Source organism: uncultured Dokdonia sp. (assembly GCF_937910895.1).
In the GTDB taxonomy this organism is placed as follows: domain Bacteria; phylum Bacteroidota; class Bacteroidia; order Flavobacteriales; family Flavobacteriaceae; genus Dokdonia.
This window is the reverse complement of the sequence record NZ_CALEMI010000161.1, coordinates 21544-45413: the sequence shown is the minus strand read 5'-3', so window position 1 is coordinate 45413 and position 23870 is coordinate 21544. Positions and strand designations below refer to the sequence as shown.

The 23870-nt window shown below is 37.3% G+C and carries 16 protein-coding genes; 10 read left to right on the top strand and 6 right to left on the bottom strand.

Going from position 1 to position 23870, the window contains the following annotated elements:
- Positions 1-18 precede the first annotated feature (18 nt).
- Positions 19-2142: a Tex family protein gene (locus Q0505_RS20220; protein WP_299217121.1), complete on the bottom strand. Its 2124-nt coding sequence runs from the start codon at positions 2140-2142 to the stop codon at positions 19-21.
- 93 nt (positions 2143-2235) lie between these two features.
- Between Q0505_RS20220 and Q0505_RS20215 the strand changes: the two genes are divergently transcribed.
- Entirely contained in the window at positions 2236-3033 is a 798-nt protein-coding gene (locus Q0505_RS20215; RefSeq protein WP_299217118.1) for a LytTR family transcriptional regulator DNA-binding domain-containing protein, read from the top strand.
- Positions 3034-3123: 90 nt separating this feature from the next.
- Positions 3124-4224: a serine hydrolase gene (locus tag Q0505_RS20210; RefSeq protein WP_299217115.1), complete on the top strand. Its 1101-nt coding sequence runs from the start codon at positions 3124-3126 to the stop codon at positions 4222-4224.
- Positions 4225-4270: 46 nt separating this feature from the next.
- Here the strand turns inward: Q0505_RS20210 and metG are convergent, their stop codons facing one another.
- The 3 genes from metG to Q0505_RS20195 form a co-directional block, all read right to left on the bottom strand.
- Entirely contained in the window at positions 4271-6370 is a 2100-nt protein-coding gene (metG, locus tag Q0505_RS20205; protein WP_299217112.1) for a methionine--tRNA ligase, read from the bottom strand.
- A gap of 198 nt (positions 6371-6568) precedes the next feature.
- Positions 6569-8218 (bottom strand): DUF1501 domain-containing protein, encoded by a 1650-nt coding sequence (locus Q0505_RS20200; RefSeq protein WP_299217109.1) that lies wholly within the window; start codon positions 8216-8218, stop codon positions 6569-6571.
- 8 nt (positions 8219-8226) lie between these two features.
- A complete protein-coding gene (locus Q0505_RS20195) occupies positions 8227-9690 on the bottom strand; it encodes a DUF1800 domain-containing protein (RefSeq protein WP_299217106.1) in 1464 nt (487 codons plus the stop codon).
- Between the two features lie 308 nt (positions 9691-9998).
- Here Q0505_RS20195 and Q0505_RS20190 point away from each other — a divergent pair, with 308 nt between their 5' ends.
- The 7 genes from Q0505_RS20190 (at position 9999) to Q0505_RS20160 (ending at position 16732) form a co-directional block, all read left to right on the top strand.
- Positions 9999-11135 carry a hypothetical protein gene (locus Q0505_RS20190; RefSeq protein ID WP_299217103.1) on the top strand — a complete coding sequence of 379 codons (1137 nt, stop codon included), beginning with the start codon at positions 9999-10001 and terminating at the stop codon, positions 11133-11135.
- 16 nt (positions 11136-11151) lie between these two features.
- Positions 11152-11703, top strand: a complete 552-nt coding sequence (locus Q0505_RS20185; protein ID WP_299217101.1) for a hypothetical protein — start codon at positions 11152-11154, stop codon at positions 11701-11703.
- A gap of 139 nt (positions 11704-11842) precedes the next feature.
- Positions 11843-12742, top strand: a complete 900-nt coding sequence (locus tag Q0505_RS20180) for an LD-carboxypeptidase (protein WP_299217098.1) — start codon at positions 11843-11845, stop codon at positions 12740-12742.
- Positions 12735-13622: a hypothetical protein gene (locus Q0505_RS20175; protein WP_299217095.1), complete on the top strand. Its 888-nt coding sequence runs from the start codon at positions 12735-12737 to the stop codon at positions 13620-13622. The genes Q0505_RS20180 and Q0505_RS20175 overlap by 8 nt, the downstream gene beginning before the upstream one ends.
- A 105-nt stretch (positions 13623-13727) precedes the next feature.
- The gene (locus Q0505_RS20170) at positions 13728-14087 is read left to right on the top strand and encodes a YraN family protein (protein WP_299217092.1); all 360 of its coding nucleotides are present in this window, start codon (positions 13728-13730) and stop codon (positions 14085-14087) included.
- Positions 14088-14319: 232 nt separating this feature from the next.
- Positions 14320-15438 (top strand): AraC family transcriptional regulator, encoded by a 1119-nt coding sequence (locus tag Q0505_RS20165; RefSeq protein WP_299217089.1) that lies wholly within the window; start codon positions 14320-14322, stop codon positions 15436-15438.
- A gap of 268 nt (positions 15439-15706) precedes the next feature.
- Positions 15707-16732, top strand: a complete 1026-nt coding sequence (locus tag Q0505_RS20160) for a hypothetical protein (RefSeq protein ID WP_299217086.1) — start codon at positions 15707-15709, stop codon at positions 16730-16732.
- Positions 16733-17407: 675 nt separating this feature from the next.
- Here the strand turns inward: Q0505_RS20160 and Q0505_RS20155 are convergent.
- Together Q0505_RS20155 and Q0505_RS20150 are read right to left on the bottom strand one after the other, a co-directional pair.
- Positions 17408-18235 carry a helix-turn-helix transcriptional regulator gene (locus Q0505_RS20155; protein ID WP_299217083.1) on the bottom strand — a complete coding sequence of 276 codons (828 nt, stop codon included), beginning with the start codon at positions 18233-18235 and terminating at the stop codon, positions 17408-17410.
- A gap of 230 nt (positions 18236-18465) precedes the next feature.
- The gene (locus tag Q0505_RS20150) at positions 18466-21300 is read right to left on the bottom strand and encodes a pitrilysin family protein (protein WP_299217080.1); all 2835 of its coding nucleotides are present in this window, start codon (positions 21298-21300) and stop codon (positions 18466-18468) included.
- 309 nt (positions 21301-21609) lie between these two features.
- Here Q0505_RS20150 and Q0505_RS20145 point away from each other — a divergent pair, with 309 nt between their 5' ends.
- Positions 21610-23844 carry a TonB-dependent receptor plug domain-containing protein gene (locus tag Q0505_RS20145; protein WP_299217077.1) on the top strand — a complete coding sequence of 745 codons (2235 nt, stop codon included), beginning with the start codon at positions 21610-21612 and terminating at the stop codon, positions 23842-23844.
- The last annotated feature ends 26 nt before the right edge of the window (positions 23845-23870 follow it).

The following is a 23870-nucleotide window of genomic DNA, read 5'->3' as shown; positions in this document are numbered from 1 at the left end:
ATAGTAGATAATATGATTTTAGGATGATGTATGTAATTTTAATTGAATCCGCTTTCGCGAAATGTCAACCTCCAATACTTTGACAATAATTTGTTGTTGCAGACTTACATGCGCCGAAACATCCGACACAAAACCATCGGCGAGGTTTGAAATATGAATCAGTCCACTTTCTTTGATTCCAATATCGACAAAGCATCCAAAATTAGTCACATTATTCACAATGCCAGGAAGTAATTGTCCAGGTTGTAAATCTTCAATCGTTCTAATATTTTGGTTAAACGTAAACACTTTGGCTTTTTCTCTGATGTCAAGCCCTGGTTTTTCTAGTTCTGTGATAATATCAGTCAGTGTAGGCAATCCCACATCTTCAGTAACATATTTTTGGAGATCAATGGCCTGTAAACGTTTATTATTTCCAATCATTTCAGCAACAGAAATCTTCTGATCTTTAGCTATTTTTTCTACAAGTTTGTAGCGTTCTGGATGTACTGAGGAGTCATCCAGCGGATTTTTAGCATCTTTAATTCTGAGGAAACCTGCTGCTTGCTCAAAGGCTTTTCCACCGAGACGTGGTACTTTTTTGATGGCAACTCTGGAGGTAAAGGGTCCCTCGCTTTCGCGAAAGCGTACCACTCCTTCTGCCAATTTAGGTCCAATCCCTGACACATAACTTAGCAGTGGTGCACTTGCGGTATTGACATTGACCCCAACGCTATTCACACACATTTCGACCACGCGATCCAAGCTATTTTTAAGTGCCGTTTGGTCTACATCGTGCTGATATTGACCCACACCAATGGATTTAGCATCTATCTTCACCAATTCCGCCAGCGGATCAGCGAGGCGTCTTCCAATCGAAACCGCACCACGTACCGTCACGTCGTAATTAGGAAACTCATCTCTCGCAATTTTGGAAGCCGAGTAAATCGAAGCACCCGCTTCGCTTACCACAAACACTTGCATCTCATTTTTAAAATGAATGCGTTTGACAAGGCGTTCGGTCTCACGAGACGCAGTTCCATTTCCGATGGCAATCGCTTCTATTTTATAGGCGTCTGTCAGCGAACTCAGTTTCTTAATCGCTCCTTTGTCGTCGTTTTTGGGTGCATGTGGATAGATGGTCTCATTGTGTAACAAACCGCCCTGTGCGTCTAGACAAACCACTTTACAACCCGTTCTAAAGCCTGGGTCAATGGCGAGAATGCGTTTTTCTCCCAATGGCGAACCGAGTAGGAGTTGTTTGAGGTTTTTAGCAAATACTTGAATCGCGGTTTCATCAGCTTTCTTTTTGGCTTCCGAGAGCGCTTCATTGGATAAAGAAGGAAGCAATAAGCGCTTATACGCATCTTTGATGGCGAGTTCGATGTGTGTGGCACATTCGTTATGAGATCGGATGAGTTTGCGTTCTATTTTTTCTAGCGCACGATCGTCATCAATTGTTATTTTTACACGAATATAGCCTTCATTTTCAGCACGCAAAATAGCGAGTAAGCGATGTGAAGGACATCGGTTTAAAGACTCAGACCAATTGAAGTAATCTCTAAATTTTTGCGCTTTCTCATCCGTTTCTTTGGTCTTGATGACTTTGGTTTCTATGAGTGCAAAACACTCTAATTGTTGGCGAATTCCTGTACGTATATCGGCACGTTCATTAATCCACTCAGAAATAATATGGCGGGCACCTTCTAGAGCGTCTTCAGCAGAAGGGACTTCACTGTTCGTATAGCGCTGTGCAAGTCCGTCGAGATCATTTGCATTCTGGCTCATGATCATTTTAGCCAAGGGTTCTAATCCGTTTTTACGAGCGGTCTCTGCTTTGGTCTTGCGTTTCTTCTTATAAGGAAGGTAGAGGTCTTCTAGGGTAGTTAGATCTTGTGCCGTGTTTACTTTAGATCGTAATTCGTCTGTTAATACATTTTGTTCTTCCAGCGCTTTTAAGATGGTTGCTTTACGCTTTTCCAGTGTTTCAAATTGCTCTTTAAACGTGATAATCTGACCAATCTCCACTTCATCCAGATTCCCCGTAGCTTCTTTCCGGTAGCGAGCAATAAAAGGTAAGGTACAATCTTCGGCGAGGAGTTTTAGGGTGTTTTTGATACCGGATTCTGGAAGTTGGGTGTGTTTCTGGATGTACTGTAGCAAGGACTCTTTTTTTATGGGTATTCATTCAAAAGTAACTAAAAATTAATGTTTATCCTTTTATTTATATTGGACTTTAGTATTTTTAATTTTTGAATGAAAAAACAATATCCATTTCATAAGAATATTCAAAATCATTTCTGGATAGCTTTAGGGCTCAGTATATGGGTATTTGTTTTTTTATACTTTTCTGAACCTTTTGATATATATAGATTTTCGGCTAGCGAAAAATTAACATTATTGCCTATTTATGGATTGATAGAAGGGCTTTGTTATGTAGTTCCCTTGGTATATCAATATCGTATTACAAAAAGACAGAAATTCTGGTATTTTAAAAACGAAGGAATCTATTTGGTTTTAGTCGTCTGTATAGGAACATTAATTAATTATTTGTTTTATAAATATGCCGTAGTTCTAGGTGAAGAAGGAGTGTATTCCTATTTTGAATATACAAAACTAGTATATTTACCAGGTCTTACGATCATACTTCCTTTTGTTATAATCACTCGTTTCATCATTGGTAAGTTTTCAGAACGCATACAGTTAGAAGATCAAATTACTATCAAAGGACAAGGCCAATATGATTTTATACAGCTTGATTTTCATGAACTTTTATTTGTGCAATCTTCAGATAATTATGTAGAGGTTTATTTTTTTAAAGGAGAAACAATTGAAAAAAAGTTGGTAAGAAGCGCTATTTCTGAAATAGAAAAATCGTTTCCAGAGTTGATTAAAACACACCGATCTTTTTTGATTAACCCAATACATTTTAAACAATACCATATAGAGAATAAAAAGCTATTTGTTGATATAGGGTATACAACACATATTCCTGTTTCTAGAGGATTACAAGGTGATGTGAAAAGTAAATTACAACTCGCCACAAATAAGTAACATTTCGCCACAATCCCACTGTATTATAGGTTTACACGTGTAATAGAATATAGTTTTGTCGTCAGTAATCAATTATAAAATTAACAACTGATGATGAAAAAAGCAATTCTTTTACTTCTTATTTTATGTTTACAATCGTGTCATTATGGACGTATGATTCGGTATTATAAAGCCGATATAGATGATCATAAAATTTTCCCATATACAGAGGTAAATACTGGAGAGAATACGTTTTATTTTAAAGACGGAAGTACAACAGACGAAGCAAAAAAATTAGATACGCTTTCCTTTTCTGTAGATGGAAAACGATATGCGATGGATAAAGTGCTGGATATCCATTCAGAAACGACAGCATTTTTAGTCATAAAGGATGATGCGATTGTGTTTGAGAATTATTATGAAGGCTATAAAAGAGATTCTATTTCTAATATTTTCTCCGTATCAAAATCGGTAACCTCGTTGTTGGTGGGTATAGCTATCGATGAAGGAAAAATAGAAAGTGTACACGACCCGATTACCAAATACATTCCAGAGCTCAACGACGCCGATCCTTTATTTAAGAAACTGACGTTAGCGCATTTGTTAGACATGCGTGCAGGATTAGAATTTGACGAAAGTTATAGCAGTCCGTTTGATGAAGTAAGCCGATTGTATTATGGGAAGAAACAGCTCAAGCAAATTTCCAAGATGAAATTTAATTATCAACCAGGGACACATCACGAGTATCAAAGTGTATGCACGACCTTGCTTGGTATTGCGGTAGAGCGTGTCACGGGAATGCAACTTGGGAAATACCTAGAAACCAAATTGTGGATTCCCTTGGAAATGGAAAATCCTGCTACATGGAGTTATGACGATGAGAAGAATAAAAATACCAAAGCCTTTTGCTGTCTGAATACGACGGCGATTGATTTGGCTAAAATTGCCCGTCTCATGATCTATAAAGGCGAGTATAATGGCAAGCAAATTGTCTCAAAAGCATGGGTAGAAAAGCTAGTAACACCCAATAAAGAAAATGATTGTTATCAATACCAATGGTATAGTAAAAATTGCGAGGAAGATTTTTATGCCTTAGGGATTTTAGGTCAACAAGTATATGTCTCTCCCAGTGAAGACCTCATTATTGTACGTCTTGGAAAGTCTTGGACGAGTAACGATGTGTTTATTTCTCGGATTAAGGAGGTATTATAAGGGTAAAATAATATAAAGGTGTAGTAATTACTACACCTTTATATTATTAACTAATCGTCTCCCCATTCTTCACTCCATCTGTATCAGGATTTAAAAACACCAATTTCCCATTGGCATCTTCAGTCATAAGGATCATGCCTTGGCTTTCGACACCGCGTAACGCACGTGGCGCTAAGTTGACCAATACCGTTACTTTTTTTCCAATAACCTCTTCGGCAGTGAAGCTTTCTGCGATTCCAGAAACAATGGTACGTACGTCAATACCTGTATCTACTGTAAGTTTTAAAAGCTTTTTGGTTTTCGGCATTTTTTCAGCTTCTATAATGGTGCCCACACGCATATCGATTTTTGAAAAATCTTCAAAACCTATGGTCTCTTTTTGAGGCTCGGCAACGGCATTCTCAGCTTCGTTTGCTTTTTTACTAGCTTCCAATTTTTCTAATTGTTTTTGGATATCAGCATCTTCTATTTTTGAGAAGAGGAGTTCAGATGTTCCGCAGGTGTGTCCTGCAGGCAACAGACCCCCTCTGTCTGCCTCATCGGCAGACATCTCCCCCTGGTAGGGGGAGAAGCCATATATATCGTTCCAACTCAAGGCTGGAAGTGATTGGGTGTTCAGAATCACTTTTAACTTTTTAGAAGTAAAAGGCAAAAACGGTTCGCTGAGCACAGCTAATGCGGTAGCGATTTGAAGGGCGACATACATCACGGTTTTGGTACGCTCTTCGTCGGTTTTGATGGTTTTCCAAGGCTCTTCATCGGCGAGGTATTTGTTTCCTAATCGCGCTAGGTTGATGAGGCTGTTTTGGCTTTCGCGAAAGCGGTATTTTTCCAAACTACTTCCTATCACAGCTGGATAGGCACGTATTTCTTCCAAGGTTTGTAAATCTACTTCATTAAAAGTATCCGGCGTAGGCACGACACCGTCATAATATTTTTGTGTCAACACCGCTACACGGTTAATGAAGTTTCCAAAAGTAGCTACAAGTTCGTTATTATTACGTTGTTGAAAGTCCTTCCACGTAAAATCATTGTCTTTTCCTTCAGGTGCATTTGCTGTGAGTACATAACGCAATACATCCTGTTTCTCAGGAAAATCTTCAAGGTACTCGTGTAGCCAAACCGCCCAATTTTTGGAAGTAGACAGTTTACGCCCTTCTAGATTTAAAAACTCATTGGCAGGTACATTATCAGGTAAGATATAATCGCCATGTCCTTTAAGCATCGCAGGGAAAATAATGCAGTGAAACACAATATTATCCTTCCCAATAAAGTGAATGAGTTTGGTGTTTTTATCTTTCCAATATGGTTCCCAGTCTTTTCCTTCACGGGCCGCCCATTCTTTGGTGGCAGAGATATAACCGATAGGGGCATCAAACCAAACGTAGAGTACTTTTCCTTCGGCACCTTCGACTGGCACAGGGATTCCCCAATCGAGATCACGGGTTACGGCACGAGGGCGTAAACCATCATCGATCCATGATTTGCATTGTCCGTAGACATTGGTTTTCCAATCTTTTTTATGGCCTTTTAAAATCCATTCTCTAAAGAATTCGTCATATTGATCTAAGGGTAAAAACCAATGTTTGGTTTCTTTAAGCGAAGGTACCGCTCCAGAAATCGCACTTTTAGGATTGATCAAATCGGTGGCATTATGGGAAGTTCCACAGTTTTCACACTGATCGCCATACGCTTCTTCAAAGCCACATTTAGGACAGGTACCTGTCACAAACCGATCGGCTAAAAATTGTTCTGCTTCGACGTCGTATAATTGCGCATTCGTTTCTTCTAGGAATTTTCCTTGATCATACATCGTCTTAAAAAAGTCGGATGCAGTCTCATGATGAATCTTCGCCGTGGTACGCGAGTAATTATCAAACGTAATCCCAAAATCAAGAAAGGATTGCTTGATAATCGCATGGTACTTATCAACGACATCTTGAGGAGTAATGCCTTCTTTTTTTGCTTTGATGGTAATAGGAACACCATGCTCATCACTTCCACACACAAAAGCAACATCGGCACCTTGCATACGGAGATAGCGTGCATAAATATCGGCAGGAACGTACACGCCTGCGAGATGACCTATATGTATGGGACCGTTGGTATACGGTAAAGCAGCGGTAATGGTATATCTTTGAGACATTAACTATGATTTAAAGGCACAAAAATAAGAAAACAAACGGCTAAGGGAGCATCCCGAGGGACAAATGAATTGTGTCTACACTAGTTTAATGGATTTTGGGTTCACTTTCGTGAAAGCGGATAAAGAATTAACTCCAAAAAAGAGTGTGATCACTTTATATTTTTACTGCGTACTGTAACTGAAAACTAGTGACTAGACCTATTTCACCAGAATAGACTTACTATAACTTTTCCCATTAAAAGAAATACGATAGATATATTGTCCTGTTCGTAAACGGGTACGCACAGATTGCTTCACATTCAAACGTTGCGGACCTTCCAGACTAAACTCGTCTTTCAATTTCCCTACTTCCTGTCCTAATAAATTGAATAAGGAGACTGTGACTCTAGCGGTAGTGGGCATGGTAAATTCAATAAAGGTTTGATCACCTTGATAGGTGGCTAGGTGTTGGAAGCCAGTGGTAGCAAAATCAGTAACCCCTAAAGCCGTGCAGCTAAATCCTAAGTCTAGTGGCTCATAAGTCTGTCCAAATAGAATCTGATCAACAAGACTTTCATCGATGCATAACCACTGTTTTAAAACCGTGGCATATACTTGTCTGAAATCGGTGGTGAAGGCAGGATTTCCGGTTTGATCAGGGTCTTGAATATCGGGATGTGTCCCTACAAAACCTTGGTCGTTGAGACCGTCGCCAAACATTAAGATAGGAGAAGCGGTTCCGTGATCGGTACCATTGGAGCCATTTTCTTCAATACGACGGCCAAACTCAGAAAAGGTCATAGAGAGTACATTTTCTCCCATCCCTGTGCTATTCAGGTCGTCGTAAAAATTCTTTACGGAGGCAGACAGGTCACTTAGGAGTTCGCCGTGATTCTCTAGTTGGTTGGCATGGGTGTCAAAACTCCCCAGCGTTACCAGATATACTTGCGTTCCGAGCCCTCCTTTGATCATTCTTGCGACAATGGCAAGTTGCCGAGCGAGTTGTCCAGCGCCATATTCTACCGCATTACTTGCACTCTCATAAGCTTCATTGATCGTGCTTGCATAGGTAAATGAGGTGTTAATTACACTCCGCATAAATCCTAATTGATCTCCAAACGTACAATCAGGGATATTGGTCACGTCGTGCAGTACGCCATTTTCTGCAATATCTTCTAATTGTTGTGGATTCGCAACAGAAAACGCATAGCCTGCTTCATCTCCATCAAAAATTAAATTTCCGCTACTTCCAATCTGAATGGCTGGTGGTATATCGGGTGGATTGATTAAAAAGTCAGGATATAAATCTTCAAAATAGCGACCCAAAACACCGGTATCATCTATCTCATCAGGTTGCGCTGATGCCCAAATATCAGATCCTCTAAAATGCGAGAGACTTTGATCTGGGTAGCCTACACCGTGTACCACCTTCATCTGACCATTTCCCCATAAGGATTGTAATGGATCCATCGAAGGAGGAATGCCAAAATCTGGAGAGAGATTATAGAGATCATTTTCTTGATAGCGTATCGTAGGTCTACTTTGTGCATAGAAGTCATAATCGTAAATAGGCACAATGGTGTTAAGACCATCATTTCCTCCTTTTAATCGGATTAACACGAGGATACGGTCACTATCTGCATTTGCAAGAGCGGTTGTTAGTCGAGAGGGTGACGCTGCAGAGAGGTTGGTGCCTCCTACCATAATAGATCCTGTTCCTACAAGACCCAGGGCTTGCATAAAGGAACGTCTACTCCACGTAGTATGTTCTTGATCGTGATGTTGATCGGTAATTTTTGCAGAAGGGCCTTCAAATAACTTTTGCCCTTTTTGTGCTTTTTCTTTTGAGTTGTGATCGTGATTACACATAATACAGGCTATTTAAGTTGAAATTCAGGCATTCTAAGGATATGGAATAAGAGCAGAAGTACCTGGTATGGGGCAGATTCCCACCCAAGATTCCAAAGGCCGTCATCATAATAATTATCAGGGATCTCCCATCTAAAGACTGAAGTGGCAATATCATAATCTGTTTCTGTATGCAAAGGCCTAGACATTAAAAAGTCAATAATGGATCGGGTAATAAATGCAGGATCATTACTATCACCAGAGAGGTTAATAGCAAAATTTCGAAATTGTTCCTCACTAAAATTCCAATGATTGTACAGAAGAATCTTTACGCCTTCCCATCGTCCAGCCAATGTGCTACTATTGATCCAGTCCCGATTGCGTTGCCATCCCGCGACATCCACGGGTTGAAAAATATTTTGTCCTGTAATCTCATTGAGATAAATGATAAAATTAGTAAACTGATTGTCTGTATTATCATATTCAAAACCCGTTTCTCTTATAAAGGTTGTCGTAAGATCATACGGACTTTTGATGATAAGTCCAGAGGCATCAAGATCAAAAAAGTGTTCGCTTTTAAATAACTGCTCTAGTACAGGTGCTATTTCAAAATCATTAGCAAGAAAGGTAGCTGCCATTGCATTGACAATCTCTTGATTGGTATCGGGGCTTACAAAATAATTGTATAGCTTTTCACATATAAAAGGCGCAATTACATCAGCTTTTTGCTCAAAAAGAATGTTAATCACATCATCATACCCCCAAGGACCTTCTTGCTCAAAAATAATTTTATTAGAATTGTCAAAGGTGGAATCATCAAAAGTGATAGGGTTTCCAGTAACACCGTCACCAAAATGATTATAACCTGTTAATGCTCTGGAAGTTTCTTCGATATCGGTTTGGGTATATCCGTTATTAAGACCTAATGTAAAAAGCTCATAGAGTTCGCGAGCATAGTTTTCGTTAGGACTATTATTGGTGTTTTCAAACCCATTTAAAAAGAGTAACATAGCAGATGAGGTGCCTACAGCACTCACAAAATCTTTAAAATTCCCTAATGCGTATGTATGCATTAAATCCCAATATTGATATAAATAGGGAGCATAAAAATAGGTTTCTATTTGTGTGACAAAATGATTAAACCAGAAAAATGCTAGTCGATTTTTTAGATTCCCATTAATAAACTCAAGTGAGGTTTGACTGTACCATTCATTAATCTGAGCATTATTTTGCTCATTATAATCCGTATAGTTATTAATATTCCAAAATCCCCATTCGGGTTGTGGAGGCGTAGGCGTAGTGATTGCTTCTTGAATGAGCGTGTCAATGAGTTCGCTTGGACTTCCTAAAATCCCAATATTTAATGTGGCATCTGTCGCTCCATAATGTAAACGTCTATAGACGTGTTTCACTTTAGGAATATCCCAAGGATTATCAGTATCTGGGACGTAAGGAGAAATGGAAGCGAGGTTACAAGAAGTAAGAATTTCCATAGGCAGTAGGGTTTGGTTACATTAAAAGTAGGTAAATCATTATAAACAAACAATTTATTAACCTTTGACAGTTCAAAAACGAAAAAGTTTAATTGTTTCGTATACTAGGACGCATAAAACCATACTATGGTTACACCTACTTCATTAATATACGGTATAGAGTTCCTTTTTGGATTTTTAGTACCCATCAATTTTTCTCATAAAGAATCAAGACTTCTAATATTGTTTTTTACATCTCGTGTTAACCTTTTTAAAAATTTCTCATTAAGAGTGGATTCAAATAAGAATAATTTTAAAAATAAATAACAATGAAGGCACTATTCAAAATACTCACTTTTTTATTCCTTTTCGCGACAGCAAATGCGACAGAATGGGGAGGTACTTATAACACAAACTTTGGAGAGGTTAAGCTTGTTCAAAAAGGAAATTTAATTGTAGGAACCTATGCAGATAAGGGACATGTATTAGTTCATACTATTACTGGGAATACAGTGGAAGGGATTTTTTTTAATAACAATAAATTAGGAGATTTTAAGTGGACAAAAAACGGAAGTAAAATTACGGGTAAGTGGGCTTGGAAAGGAGATCCGTTAATTGAGAATTGGTCTGGAGAAGCCGTAAGAACTACTTCTTTTGAAAAGTATGAAGGTATATGGGAAACCACTTATGGAAATATACAATTTATACAAAATAAGCATAACATGATGGCAGGAACTTATGGTGCAAATGGATTTATTTATGGGAAATACAATCCTACCACAAAAATTTTAAGAGGCACCTATTCTAATGAAGGTAACGGAAACTTCAAACCGTTTCAAATGAAATTCAATGGATATTCCTTTACAGGAAAATTTGAAGAAAGAGATTGGGGTAGTTGGAATGGCTCTAAAAAATCTAGGTACGCTAAGATTGTGGTCAAACTACAAACCTTAAAACTATATAAATCTAATGGTGTAGGAGGTGCAGAAAAAGGCAAAGTAAACATTTTTGCTAAAATCTTTGACAGTCCTATCAATAAGATAGATACTTATTTATTACACAGTACACAAAATATTGTATTGAGTGAAGGACAATCTAAAGACTATGCAAATACAGAAATTGAATTCCCTGTACTCATTTATAAGAATAAACTTGTAGAAGCAGAAGATCTTAGTCTACAATTTCAATATAATGAATATCGAAGGGTGAATAATGCCTTAGACACCTATCAAGCAGACACTGTTGATTTACAAGAAATTACTCGATTTCTTACAGGCGATAAGCCACTTTCAAGTTATGCAAATGGTCCCGACGGGCGTAAACGTTTAGCAAACTCTACACATACGTTTTGGCTTAAAGAATACCCTAGCAATAATTCTAGAAATGTGCGTGGTTATGGATTTGTAAACTTTAATGAAAAACAAAAATGGGGATACTTCTATACAGTAGCTCTAAAACCACTTTAATATTAATATATATATCATGAAAACATACATAACAACAGGAATCATGGCATCCATCATCTTTATAACATGGATGGCTGCAACACCATCCAAAACAATAATGACTACGGCTGTTTTAAACACAATCGAAGCGTCACAGGTGGAAGGTAAAATTCAGATAGACGGAAAAAGTACTATCACAACAGAGTTGGAAGCAGGAAATGTTGTAGAATTATTTAAAAAGTTCAAAACAGGTAATTTTCCTATCATCTTTTCTTTTGACGGGAAAGATTTACGCAAAGATGATCAAGGAAGAGGAGTCGTACTTTTTGAATTTGAAACACAACTCTATAAAGAAGGCAAGCTTATAGGAACTATCAAAAGAGCACCGATGCCTTTCTTTCCAGGAGAAATGTTAGAACCTGTCGAAGCCTTTGATATCATTCATCTATTGACCTATGCACAAGGCAATCCGCTTAAAAAAGAATATCCAGGAAAGTTAGAAAAAGGAAAGTATACTGTAGTATTACAAGCAAATCCAGTAGGTGCCGCAGGTACTATTGAGAAAGCTCAAGTTATTATTTGGATTTAAAAAAGTAACGGCAAGAAATTAGTAGGTCAATGTGTTGTCCCTTTTCCAAATCGTTGGTACTCATCTATGAGTACTAACGATTTTTGGTTATTTTGATTCTGAGAAATATAGTAACTTGTACGTCTAAACGATACTTCCATTGATAACACCACCATTTCTTAAAAAAGGAGACCGTGTAGCGCTTGTTGCAACGGCTCGTCAAATTTCGTTAGAAGAACTTGAAGATGGGATTCAACTTATTAAAAGTTGGGGACTCGTTCCTGTGATTGGAAAAACCATTGGTGCTTCAGACAACCAATATGCAGGGACAGATATTGAGCGCGCTCGTGATTTTCAAGAAATGCTAGATAATCCTGAGATTAAAGCGATATGGTGTGCCCGAGGCGGTTATGGTTCAGTGCGTATTATTGACCAAATCGACTTTTACAAATTTGTAAAATACCCGAAGTGGATTGTTGGCTATTCGGATGTGACCGTGTTTCACAACCATTTGCATAAGATTGGTTTCAAAACCATTCATGGAACGATGCCTGTGAGTGTGAAGGAGAATACCGCTTTCGCGAAAGCGTCCTTAAAAAAATCCCTTTTTGGCGAACAACCTGATATTACCTACGAGACTTCTCACCCTCTAAATAGACTAGGCACAGCCAAAGGTCAGCTTGTAGGTGGGAATCTATCCATGCTCTATTCTATGTGCGGAAGCAATTCTGAACTAGATACCGAAGGGAAAGTACTTTTTATAGAAGATCTAGATGAATACCTTTATCATATAGACCGAATGGTTATGAACCTGAAACGCAATAAAATGCTAGATCACCTTGCTGGACTTATCGTAGGGGGGATGACCAAAATGCATGACAATCGGATTCCTTTTGGGAAGACCGCACAAGAAATTGTAATGGATGCGATAGGCGAATGTACCTATCCCGTTGCTTTTGATTTTCCAGCGGGTCACGTAGATGATAATCGTGCGATGATTATGGGAGCAGAAGTAACGCTAGAAGTGACAAATAAACAAACAATCCTTACCTATGTATAGAATTTTGCTACTTTGTTTATTATTTTGCGTCTCTTGTCAAGAAAAAGAACCTTGTGACTATATAGAATCCTATTATCAAGATGTATATAAAGCTGAACTTGCTTATTGGGAAAAAGACTATCAGAAAGCCTACGATCTATTAAAAGAAGTCGAATCTCGCTGCGGACTTTTAAATCAGTCTATCACTCGAGAACCCGAAATGATGGCTAAACTAAGTATTAAAGTAGGGAAGCCACAAGCAGCATTTCCATATATAGAACGTATGCTGAAAGAAGGAATGTCTTTTAACTCCTTTGTAAATAATGATGTGTTTAACATTCTTCACGAGTATGAAGAATGGCGATACCTAGAAAGAAATGCAGCTCGATTTGCTACTGAATTTAAAGAAGGGATTGATAAAGAACTACGAGAAGAAGTGATTGCCATGAACAACTTAGATCAAGTAGTGCGACAAAAGCCTGTGGATTATGTCGAAATGAAAAGAATAGATAGCATTCATCAACTTCGTATCAAAGAGATTTTTAAAGCGTATGGATATCCCTCTACTAAGATTTTAGGGAAAGACAATATACAAATGGGAGAGCGAGTTGGATTAAGAACATTATTTTTTCATTTTGATGATACGACCTATTTTAAACCTATTCTTCATGCCATGATACGTAATGGAGAAGCTCCCGCAGACATTTTAGGAACAATGCTCGATAGTCAGCAACGACCAAGGGGTGTTTTTGACTATGGTATTTATGACAATGTAGATAGTAGTCGCATTAAAAATTTTAAAAATTTAGACGAGAGACGAATTTCTGTAGGATTACCTCCATGGAAACTAAAAAAGAAAGTAGATTCTTTGCGAAGAGCGTATTACAATACTCAATACTAATGAAAGACCCGATATTTTATGTTTAAGGTGAAAGATCAACCCGAGATAGAAAAGGAATAATAACTATAAGATTCCCGCCTTCGCGGAAATGAAAATGAAGTTCAAATGACACACAACGAACTAGGAGAATGGGGTGAAGAATACGCCACCTTGTATTTAATCAAACAAGGGTATACCATTTTGGATCGTAACTGGTTTTACAATAAAGCAGAGATCGATATTGTTTGTCAAAAAGAAAAAGGAACGCTTGTGGTGGTGGAGGTGAAAACGAGAAACTCCGAGTTTTTTGGAGACCCTCAAACATTCGTAACTCCTGCTAAAATTAAAAACATTGTAAAAGTAACCGATGAATATGTGGTCTCCAATGATCTTGACGTTGAGGTTCGCTTTGATATTATTGCCATTCTTAAAAATGAGAAACAAGAGGAACTCACTCATTTTGAAGATGCTTTTTATCATTTTTAGATTTTTTACATATACGCTTTCGCGAAAGCGTATTAAGAATACACAGGGATATATCGTATCATCGTACCCACATAGACTCATAAGTTGTCCCAAATAAAGACCCGCAAACTTTGATTTCTTATATTTCTAAATTTAAATGCTAAAGTGCTTTACTATTAGTGATTTAAGCTAGATATTGTCAAAGGGATTACTTTCCAATTCCAGAAAATATATGAATGAAACTTACGTAAACATGTCATTTACACTGCTAGATGTTGTTTTATTTTTAGGGGTGAGTCAGGGAATTTTTCTGGCCATCACTTTACGCTTTATAGACAATCGCAATAAAGCAGCCAATGATGTATTATCTATAGCTATAAGTATTGCGGTGATCATGCTTTTTGGACGTGTCGTGGCTTTTAGGATACAAGCACCTTGGGTGTATTATGTAGCGGGTCTGGTAGACGTGACTATTTTTCTTTTTGGTCCTTTGATCTATTGCTATATACGACGTCTTATTTTTAAGGAAAAACCAACATTCAAGCTTTCTTTTTGGCACTACTTACCAGCTATTATACACATCATTATTACGTTAGGGATATACGTAGCGTCAGAAGAAATAATGGCTTTTCTTAAGGAAATACGCTTCGTATCCTATTTTTGGTTCTTTGCAGAAATGGGAGGCCTTCTAAGTTTTCTCTGTTATACAATCGCTTCTTTTCAACTCTTTAAGAAACACAAAAAAGTGATGGAGCATCAAGTGTCTTATGTGCTTGTGATACGACGTTATGTTGGATGGGTACTAGGAGCCGTAGCTTTGTTTACGGTATTGTGGTTAGCTAGTTTCCTAGGGATGGTTTTTAAACTATCAAGTATAAGCACAGTCCTCAATTATGCGGTGATGTGGGTCTCTATTCCGTTGTTTATTTATATTGTTGGTTATTATAGTTTACGTCAGCCAGAAATTTTTAGAATGCTGCTACAACCTAAAAACAAAGATGAAAAAGCACGTTTGAAACCAGACGAAATACAACAACTACAAAAACGATTAAAATTCTTTATTCAAGAGGAAGCGATTTATAAAACATCCGATCTTTCTCTTAAAACACTGGCCGAAAAATTAAACACGTCTCCCAATAATCTATCTTGGTTATTGAATCAGATTTATCAAAAATCCTTTTATGATTACATCAATACGCATCGTGTACAGGATGTATTAGAAAGTATTGATCGGGAATTACATCTCAAACAGACCTTATTAGCCATTGCTTTTGACGCTGGCTTTAACTCAAAGTCAACCTTTAATAAAGCCTTTAAAAATGTGACTTCACAGACCCCTAGTGAATATATAAAAAGCCGAAAAGTAGCATAATATAGGGTTAGACTTGTACTCGTGCACCCATACTGTCGTAGGATAAAATGATTGGTTTTTAATTTGGACTTCATCAATATAACCCAGATCACGCATTAGAAAATCTATTCCGTCTTGAAGATGCTTCAAAATATACCATTATAGTACGTTTTTGAGTTTAACCATAGCAGTGCTATGCTAAAACTCAGAAAGCATCATATTTTATCACTTCTTTAAGCCTCATCGTGAAGTTCTATCACGTAATCTGGATTTAAAAACCGAACAGTTTATGAAAACAATTACGACGCTTTATATGCTATTATTCTCTATACTAATGCATACACAAACGGTCACAACGGTGACCGAAGGCTCCTTTTGTGATGGGATGGGTATTACTTCAAACGGAGATATTTATGTCTCCAATTTTCAAGAAAATGATGTATTTATCTATGCGCTTGCCACTAGCAATGTCACCACCTTTGCTACGGGTTTTACAAATCCCAACGGAATCGGAGTTATCGACGATGATCGGATTTATATCTGTGAAGCTGGCGGTGGCACCATTCATATTTACAACACTAATGGGGATGTATTAGATACAATCACAGGTCTTACTAATCCAATTGGGATAAAATACGATGCCCAAGAGGATCAACTGCTATGGGTTTCGTACAATCAGAGTAGCCTGAATAGCTTAGATCCTGACACCAATGAAACTGAAATCCTCATTCAAGGCGCTCCTCTTAATGGCCCTTCTGGAATTGCTTTTATAGGAGATCAAACGTATATTTCTAATTATAATGATCGTAAAATTTTTAGATTAGAAGACAATGATACGCTCACAGAAATCGCACAATTACCTGCAAGTGCTGCTCAAAGCAATGTATTAGGATTTTTTACTTCAAAAGGAGATTTTTTATATGGAACTCAAATAGGAGAACATCGCATCTATCAAATTAATCCTGAGACAGGAGAAGTTATCTTATTTGCAGGAAGTTCACTTGGTAATGAAGATGGCAATCTAGATACGGCAACGTTTAATTTTTCGAATGGTATTTTAGGAGGTGACACCAATGATCGTATCTATATCTCAGAAGTAGGAACATCTAATCTTCGTATTATCGAAAATGTGAGTTTGAATGTGGACGCTTTCGCGAAAGCGGAAACCACCATACACCTATTTTCTAATCCACAAAGTGATCCCATCACGATTAAAGGTGAATTAATAAAAGCTGAAACCATACATACGTATATATGTATCTTCTGGACAATTGGCAAAAACGACCGAAGGTACTATCCAAGCAGGTTTTTTTAGAAGCAACATTACATACCAGTGCGTGGAGTAAAAAGTCTATCTCATTAAAATTTAAGCTGGAGAAACCGTAGTGACTAGAAAAGCGATTAAATAATAAGATGATTGATTATATGTTCTTGCAGTAATTTCACATAGATATTTTAACAAAATAAATAGATTTTTTATTAAGGAAATGCTAATGTTTGCAGATACACGTTTGTTTGTAGAATATATGCTATCAAAGTTATATATTTGCTCCAAATAACCTATTACGTGTCTTTTAGACATGAGTAAATTCATTAGTGAAACGCTGTTTTAAAGATATGCAAAAGCAATATATTTAAAATACCTAGTTAAACTAATCCCGCTTTTTCAGCGGGATTTAAGGTCTAATACCTTGAAGTTTGTTTTGGAAAATTAAAAAAATATTCCGTTGAATGCCTCGAGGATTTGTTCCGATAATTGTTTACTGAAAACCAAAAAGTGAAGATGATGCTATAGTGATTTTTTTAAAATAGTGAGGGTCCTTCAAATAAGAATTGTTGGCACCACACCTAAAATCATCTAGTAATATCATATTTGTTTTAGTGAGATAAAATTAAGTGAGAGAAGACTGATGATTATCTGGCCAAGGGAATTAATTTTCCCTTGGCTTTTTTTTACAACCGTCTCTACTCCATAGTGCTCGTATTATGACTAACTATCTACTTGTGCTTTGATGGTCTCTATCACTTTTAAAATAATAGCGACATTTAATCCTTGAACTAGAATACTCGCAGGACTCGCAACGATAGAAAAGATGATTGTCAAAAACATCCCACCTATAACGATTTGCATTAATCCTGTCGCTTTTGGGAGCTGCCCTAAGCCTTTTAACTTAAGTAAGGCATATCCAAAAAAGAGATACATCAGGCCATAAAAAACGCAAAAGATAATCGCATACGCAGCTTCTGGTACATACTTAAAATACATATCCATAATCGAATAAAGGATCATCAATGTATTTACCGCTATAAAAAGTATGGATACTACTTTTAGAAAGTAACTTTTAAAAAGTTCTCCTATAAGGACAAAGGCTCTCATGTGTAATGCAAACATTACAATAGAGACAATTCCTAAGGTGATATAAAAGATCCCTCCAAAATAATAATCTCCTTCTGAAATATAATAACTGTCTTCAATAAACTGAAAGACAAAACAGATCATACTTATAATCCCTGTAATCCATCCTACGTTTAATTGTTTAAATAAGAACGAGACGTCTTTGGAAGGATCTATTTCAAGAAGCATCGCCTCTTTAACTTTGGTTTCAAATACCGAGTTTTGTTGCAAATCATCTAAATCTCTATCAAGTGCAGCAAGTATGGTTTTGATGGTATAAATTCTAGGAGAGACTTCTCCTGCCTCTATACGCTGTATAGTACGTACAGAGATATTACATTGTTCTACAAGTTCTTCTTGTGTAAATCCTTTTTGTTGACGCAATTCTACTATTTTACGTCCTAATTCTGGTTGTTTCATCATAATTATTTTTGCCTTGTACGATGCATGCCTCAATATACAAGAAGTTTCATACTACAATAGTACACAGGCTTTGATAATTGTTTCACTTTTTATCTCGAATTTAACCCGTCATTTACCCGTCATTGTAGTGATAATAGCCTATCACAGGATATTCGAAACATGGTTTAGTATTCAAGAAAAAGGCTCTCCGTAACGGAAAGCCTTTTTCTAATATAAGATCATACGATCTATTATTTTTCTTCTGGCATCAGGATCGCTAAGAAGTAATTGTCATCAAGAAACTTTTGAGCCACTTTCTGAACATCTTTTGCTGTAAGATCATTCACTCTTTTTTCATAGTCTGTAACATAAGTGTCATCACGATCCTCTTGATCTAAAGATACAAGGCTATTGATCCAGAAACTATTGGTTTTTATTTGCTCTTTACGCGCGACGAGATAGGTCTCTTTTACTTTGGCAAGATCTTCTTGGGTGACGCCATTTTTTTTGATCTTTTCCACTTCGCCAAGCGCTGCAGCCACAAGTTTATCTACATTTTCTGGTCCACAAGGAAAAGAGATTGAAAAATCAAAATCGGTAAATGTGATTTTACTAAGACTTCCTCGTGCACTAACTCCATATACACCGCCTTCTTCTTCACGAAGTTTTTCTACAAGCTTGATCGTAAGTACTTCGCCAAGCGCCATCGCGGCAAGTTCTGTTTTTCTATCATATTTTGTTTCTTCTCTCCAGAGGATCGTCACATTACTTTTAGGATCGGTTCCTTTATTAACGACAAACTTTTCATACGTATCTTTTTCTCTAAACTTGGTAGGGATGTATTTTTCATTACTATTCAATCCAGGTAAAGAGGCTATATACGCTTTCGCGAAAGCGGCCACCTTCTCCTCATCTACATTACCTACAAGGTAAAAATGAAAATCTCCAGCATCTGCATACCGTTCTTTAAATTTTGCGTAGGCTAAATCATAATCGGCAGCATCATATTTTTCTGGTGTTGGAAAACCAGTATATCGCGGGTTTCCTTCATTTCTCTTATTACCTAATTTGTCTTGAAAGTAAAAATTAGGATTTGCCATTAAGTTTCCTAAAAAGCTTTTTTGTTTTGAAACAAAAGATTGGTAGGCTTCTTCATCCTTATTGATGTCTGTAAAATACAAGTGTACCATTTGGAATAGGATTTCCAAATCTTTAGGTGCCGCCGATCCTCTAAAATTCTCTGAAGAATTTGATAAAAAAGGAGACACATTGGCAATCTTTCCACTCATAAATTTTGACATATCCGTAAGAGAGAGACCGCCTATTCCTGCTTGTGTGATTCCTCCATTGGCAAGACTCGTAGCGAGTAACTCCTCATCAGAGTATAAGCTTGTTCCTCCAAAACTAAATGCCTGAAAAAGTACTTCATCATTTTTGAAATCGGTCTTTTTGATAGTCACTTTTGCACCATTAGAAAGTGTCATGGTAGTGGTTCCTAATTCTTCATTTTTTGTGGTAGAAACTATCGTACCCGCTGGAGGTAATTCTTCAATTAAAGAAGCACGTACTGCTTCATCTTCATACGGTTTGATATCTGAATTCTCTACTTCTTTGATAAGAGCCAGCACCTGATCTTCGGTTGCTTTAGGAAGTCCTTCTTTCTCAGGACCTGTAAGTGTGATCACACGGTTGTCATTATGTATAAAGACATTAATCAGATCACTTATTTCTTCAATGGTAATCGTGTTTAACAAGCGCTGTGTGGTTGCATATTCCCATTCAATACCAGGGATAGGTTCTTGCTCTAGGTAATTATTTACATACTCTCCTACAATACGACCGCTCTCTATTTTATCACGATCATTATAAGCTTTTTCTAGGCTAGCTAGAATACTTTTTTTAGCGCGATCTAATTCTCCTTGTTGGAAACCATAACGCTTTACACGCTCGTTCTCCATAAGCAATGCCTTAAGACCATCTAATTGTCCTTCGGCACTTGTTTGCGCGATAGACTGGTACGCATTTTTTGTTCTTGCATACGTCCCGCCGTAGTATGAGAATCCAAAAATAAATGGTGGATTGGGACTATTACGAAGCTCTGCAAGTCTATTATTAATAAGCTGCGAAAAAAGATTACGAACTAAGCCTTCTCTATAATCATCAATGGTGACGGTAGGCTGTGCATTTTTACGATCCTTGTACATGATATTAACACGACTAAAAGCTGCCTCTGGATCAGAAGCGATAGCAATAAGTGTTTCTTCATGGTTAGGAAGTTGGTAGCTTTCACGTTCTTGTCCGTTAACGGTAGCTGGTATTTTTCCAAAATGATCTTTGATCTTTTGTTCCATCGTTTCTACGTCAAGATCTCCTACAGCCACAACAGCCATTAATTCTGGACGATACCATGTTTTATAATAATTGCGTACATCGTCATACGTAAAGTTTTCAAGATTTTCTTTAGTGCCTATTGGTAGGCGATCTGCGTATTTTGACCCATACATCATTTTTGGTAAGGTCTCACGCATCATACGTTCTTCTGCACCTAGACGTAATCGCAACTCTTCAAGGACAACGCCACGTTCTCCATCGATAGCTTCTTCAGAAAGGGTAGTGTTATGTGCCCAATCTTCTATGATTTGAAATCCTTTTTCCAACTTTTCGGGATCATCACTAGGAATAGGAAGAATATATACAGTCTCGTCAAAACTTGTATAAGCATTAAGATCTGCGCCAAATTTTACACCAATGCTTTGTAAGTAGTCTACCAAATCATTTTTCTGAAAATTCTTTGTGCCGTTAAAATTCATGTGCTCCATAAAATGTGCAAGTCCTAACTGACGCTCTGTCTCCATAATAGACCCAGCATTTACCGCAAGACGAAGCTCTACCTTATCTTCTGGCTTTCCATTATTACGTATATAATAAGTAAGACCGTTAGAAAGTGTACCCACTTTTACATTAGGATCTGTAGGAATTTCTGCTATAGGAATAGTGGTTGAGGTTTGTAAATCTCCTGATTTTTGTGCAAAGACAAAACTCGTAGTAACTAACAGACTAAGAAATAGTGTAAGATGTTTTTTCATTTAGCGAAAATATTTGATGATTAAATCATATTAGAACTATAAATTTAGTTTATAACGATGAATGTTAACGTGAAAAAATGCATAAAATTTTTAAAATCATTCTTAAATCTCACTATTAAGTGCTGAAAATCTATTTTATACGCGCCTGCCTGCCGCAAGCAGCTTCGCGAAAGCATATATACGTTCAAACATCAAAAAATATCCAAGATCATCTTACCCTAGAACTATTTCTTCTCAAAAAAATTGATTTTACAAAACCGAGGCGCAATTTTACTCGTATGTTTTTCCGAAATAAATCAGAAGAAATCTATGAAAATTTTTATGAGTTTGGTATGCTTATGCTTAACCACAGCACTATACGGACAACGTTTACAAGGAATTGTACTTAACCAAGAAGGAAAACAAACCCCTATAGATTATGTGGGAATCTTTAATAAAAATACAGGACAACATAGTCACAGCAATAGCGACGGAAGTTTCATACTCCCAAAAACAACAGTAGGAGATTCTATTTATTTTTCTAGACTAGGGTACACCACCGTAGTTACAGTAATTTCTCAAAAAGATGTTACAACGCCTATTACCATTTATATGGAGGCTTCAAGTATCTCATTAGATCAAATAGAACTTACCTCAGAGATTGATATATTAAGTCGTATTACAGATATAGATGTACAGAACAATCCCGTAAAATCTTCTCAAGAAATCTTGACAAAGGTACCAGGGCTTATTATAGGACAGCATGCCGGAGGCGGAAAAGCAGAACAGATTTTCTTGCGAGGTTTTGATGTTGATCATGGGACTGATGTCGCCATAAGTGTAGATGGTATGCCTGTTAATATGCCTTCTCACGCACATGGACAAGGTTATGCCGATTTGCATTTTGTGATTCCAGAAACGATAAAAAATGTCGGCTTTGGGAAAGGACCGTATTATGCTGATAAAGGAAATTTTAATACCGCAGGTTTTGTGAATTTAAAACTGCTAGATGCCGTAGAAAACACTTATATCGCTGCCGAAGCTGGACAATTTGATACCTCCCGATTTGTCGGACTTTTCCCTGTGTTGAACACTCAAAAGAGTACGGCTTACATAGGGTCAGAATTATACCTTACAGACGGTCCTGTAGAGTCTCCACAGAATTTTAACCGAATCAACCTTATAGGAAAATACCAGTATACAGATTTTGGAAATCAAATAGTCGAACTTACAGCTTCTCATTTTCAAAGTAAATGGGATGCTTCTGGACAGATTCCTATACGAGCGGTTGAGCAAGGATTGATTTCTAGATTTGGAGCGATAGATGATACAGAAGGGGGGAATACAAGTCGTACCAATCTTGCATTGAATCACACAAAATTTATGACAGATAACAGTATGCTAAAAACCAACGCCTATGTAAGTCAGTATGATTTTGAATTATACTCTAATTTTACCTTCTTTTTAGAAGATCCAGAAAATGGCGATCAGATTCGGCAAAAGGAAGATAGAATTCTTTTTGGGGCTAATACAACGTATGAGCAAAAAAATATTTCGCTATCTGAAACAATTGAGTTTGAATATCAAGCAGGCATCGGGTTTCGGTATGACGATGTGAATGATGTAGAGCTTTCTGAAACACTCAATAGACAAATTACCTTAAACAGAATTTCTTTTGGAGATGTAGATGAAGTAAATACCTACGGTTTTTTAAATACCGAATTTGAAATGGGTAAGTGGAAATTTAATCCGTCCCTTCGACTCGACTATTTTAAGTTTGATTATGAAAATAAACTGAGCGAACAATATGATAGACAAAGCCAAAGCAAAGTAGCGGTCAGTCCAAAATTTAATGTGGTATACTCGGCAAATCAAGACGTGCAGTTATTTTTTAAATCAGGCATAGGTTTTCATTCTAATGATGCAAGAGTAGTCATTGCAAATCAAGGAGAAGATATTTTACCCGCTGCTTATGGAGTAGATTTAGGAACGATTATAAAACCTTTTGATCGCTTTGTTGTCAATGCCGCTGTATGGAGTTTATTTTTGGACCAAGAATTTGTGTATGTAGGAGATGCTGGCATTGTAGAACCTAGTGGAAAATCGCGTAGGCTTGGGGTTGAACTAGGCGCACGGTATCAAGTAACAGATTGGTTGTATACCTATTCAGATATCAACTATACGTATGCAAGAAGTACCGACGAGCCAGATGGTGCCGATTTGATTCCACTTGCACCAGACTTAACGGCTGTGGGTGGTATTACCGTTGATAATGTAGGTCCTTTTTCTGGATCGCTTTCTTATCGTTTTATAGATGATCGTGCAGCAAACGAAGATAACTCTATCGTAGCTGATGGCTATTTTGTCACCGATGTGAACCTCAATTATACCCGTAAAAACTGGACGTACAGTCTTATTGTAGAAAACCTTTTTGACACCCAATGGAATGAAACGCAATTTGCTACAGAAAGCAGATTATTTAATGAATCAGCTCCAGTAGAAGAAATCCATTTTACACCAGGAACCCCTTTTTACCTAAGAGGGAAAATTGCAGTAACGTTTTAGGGATGGTACGCTTTCGCGAAAGCGAA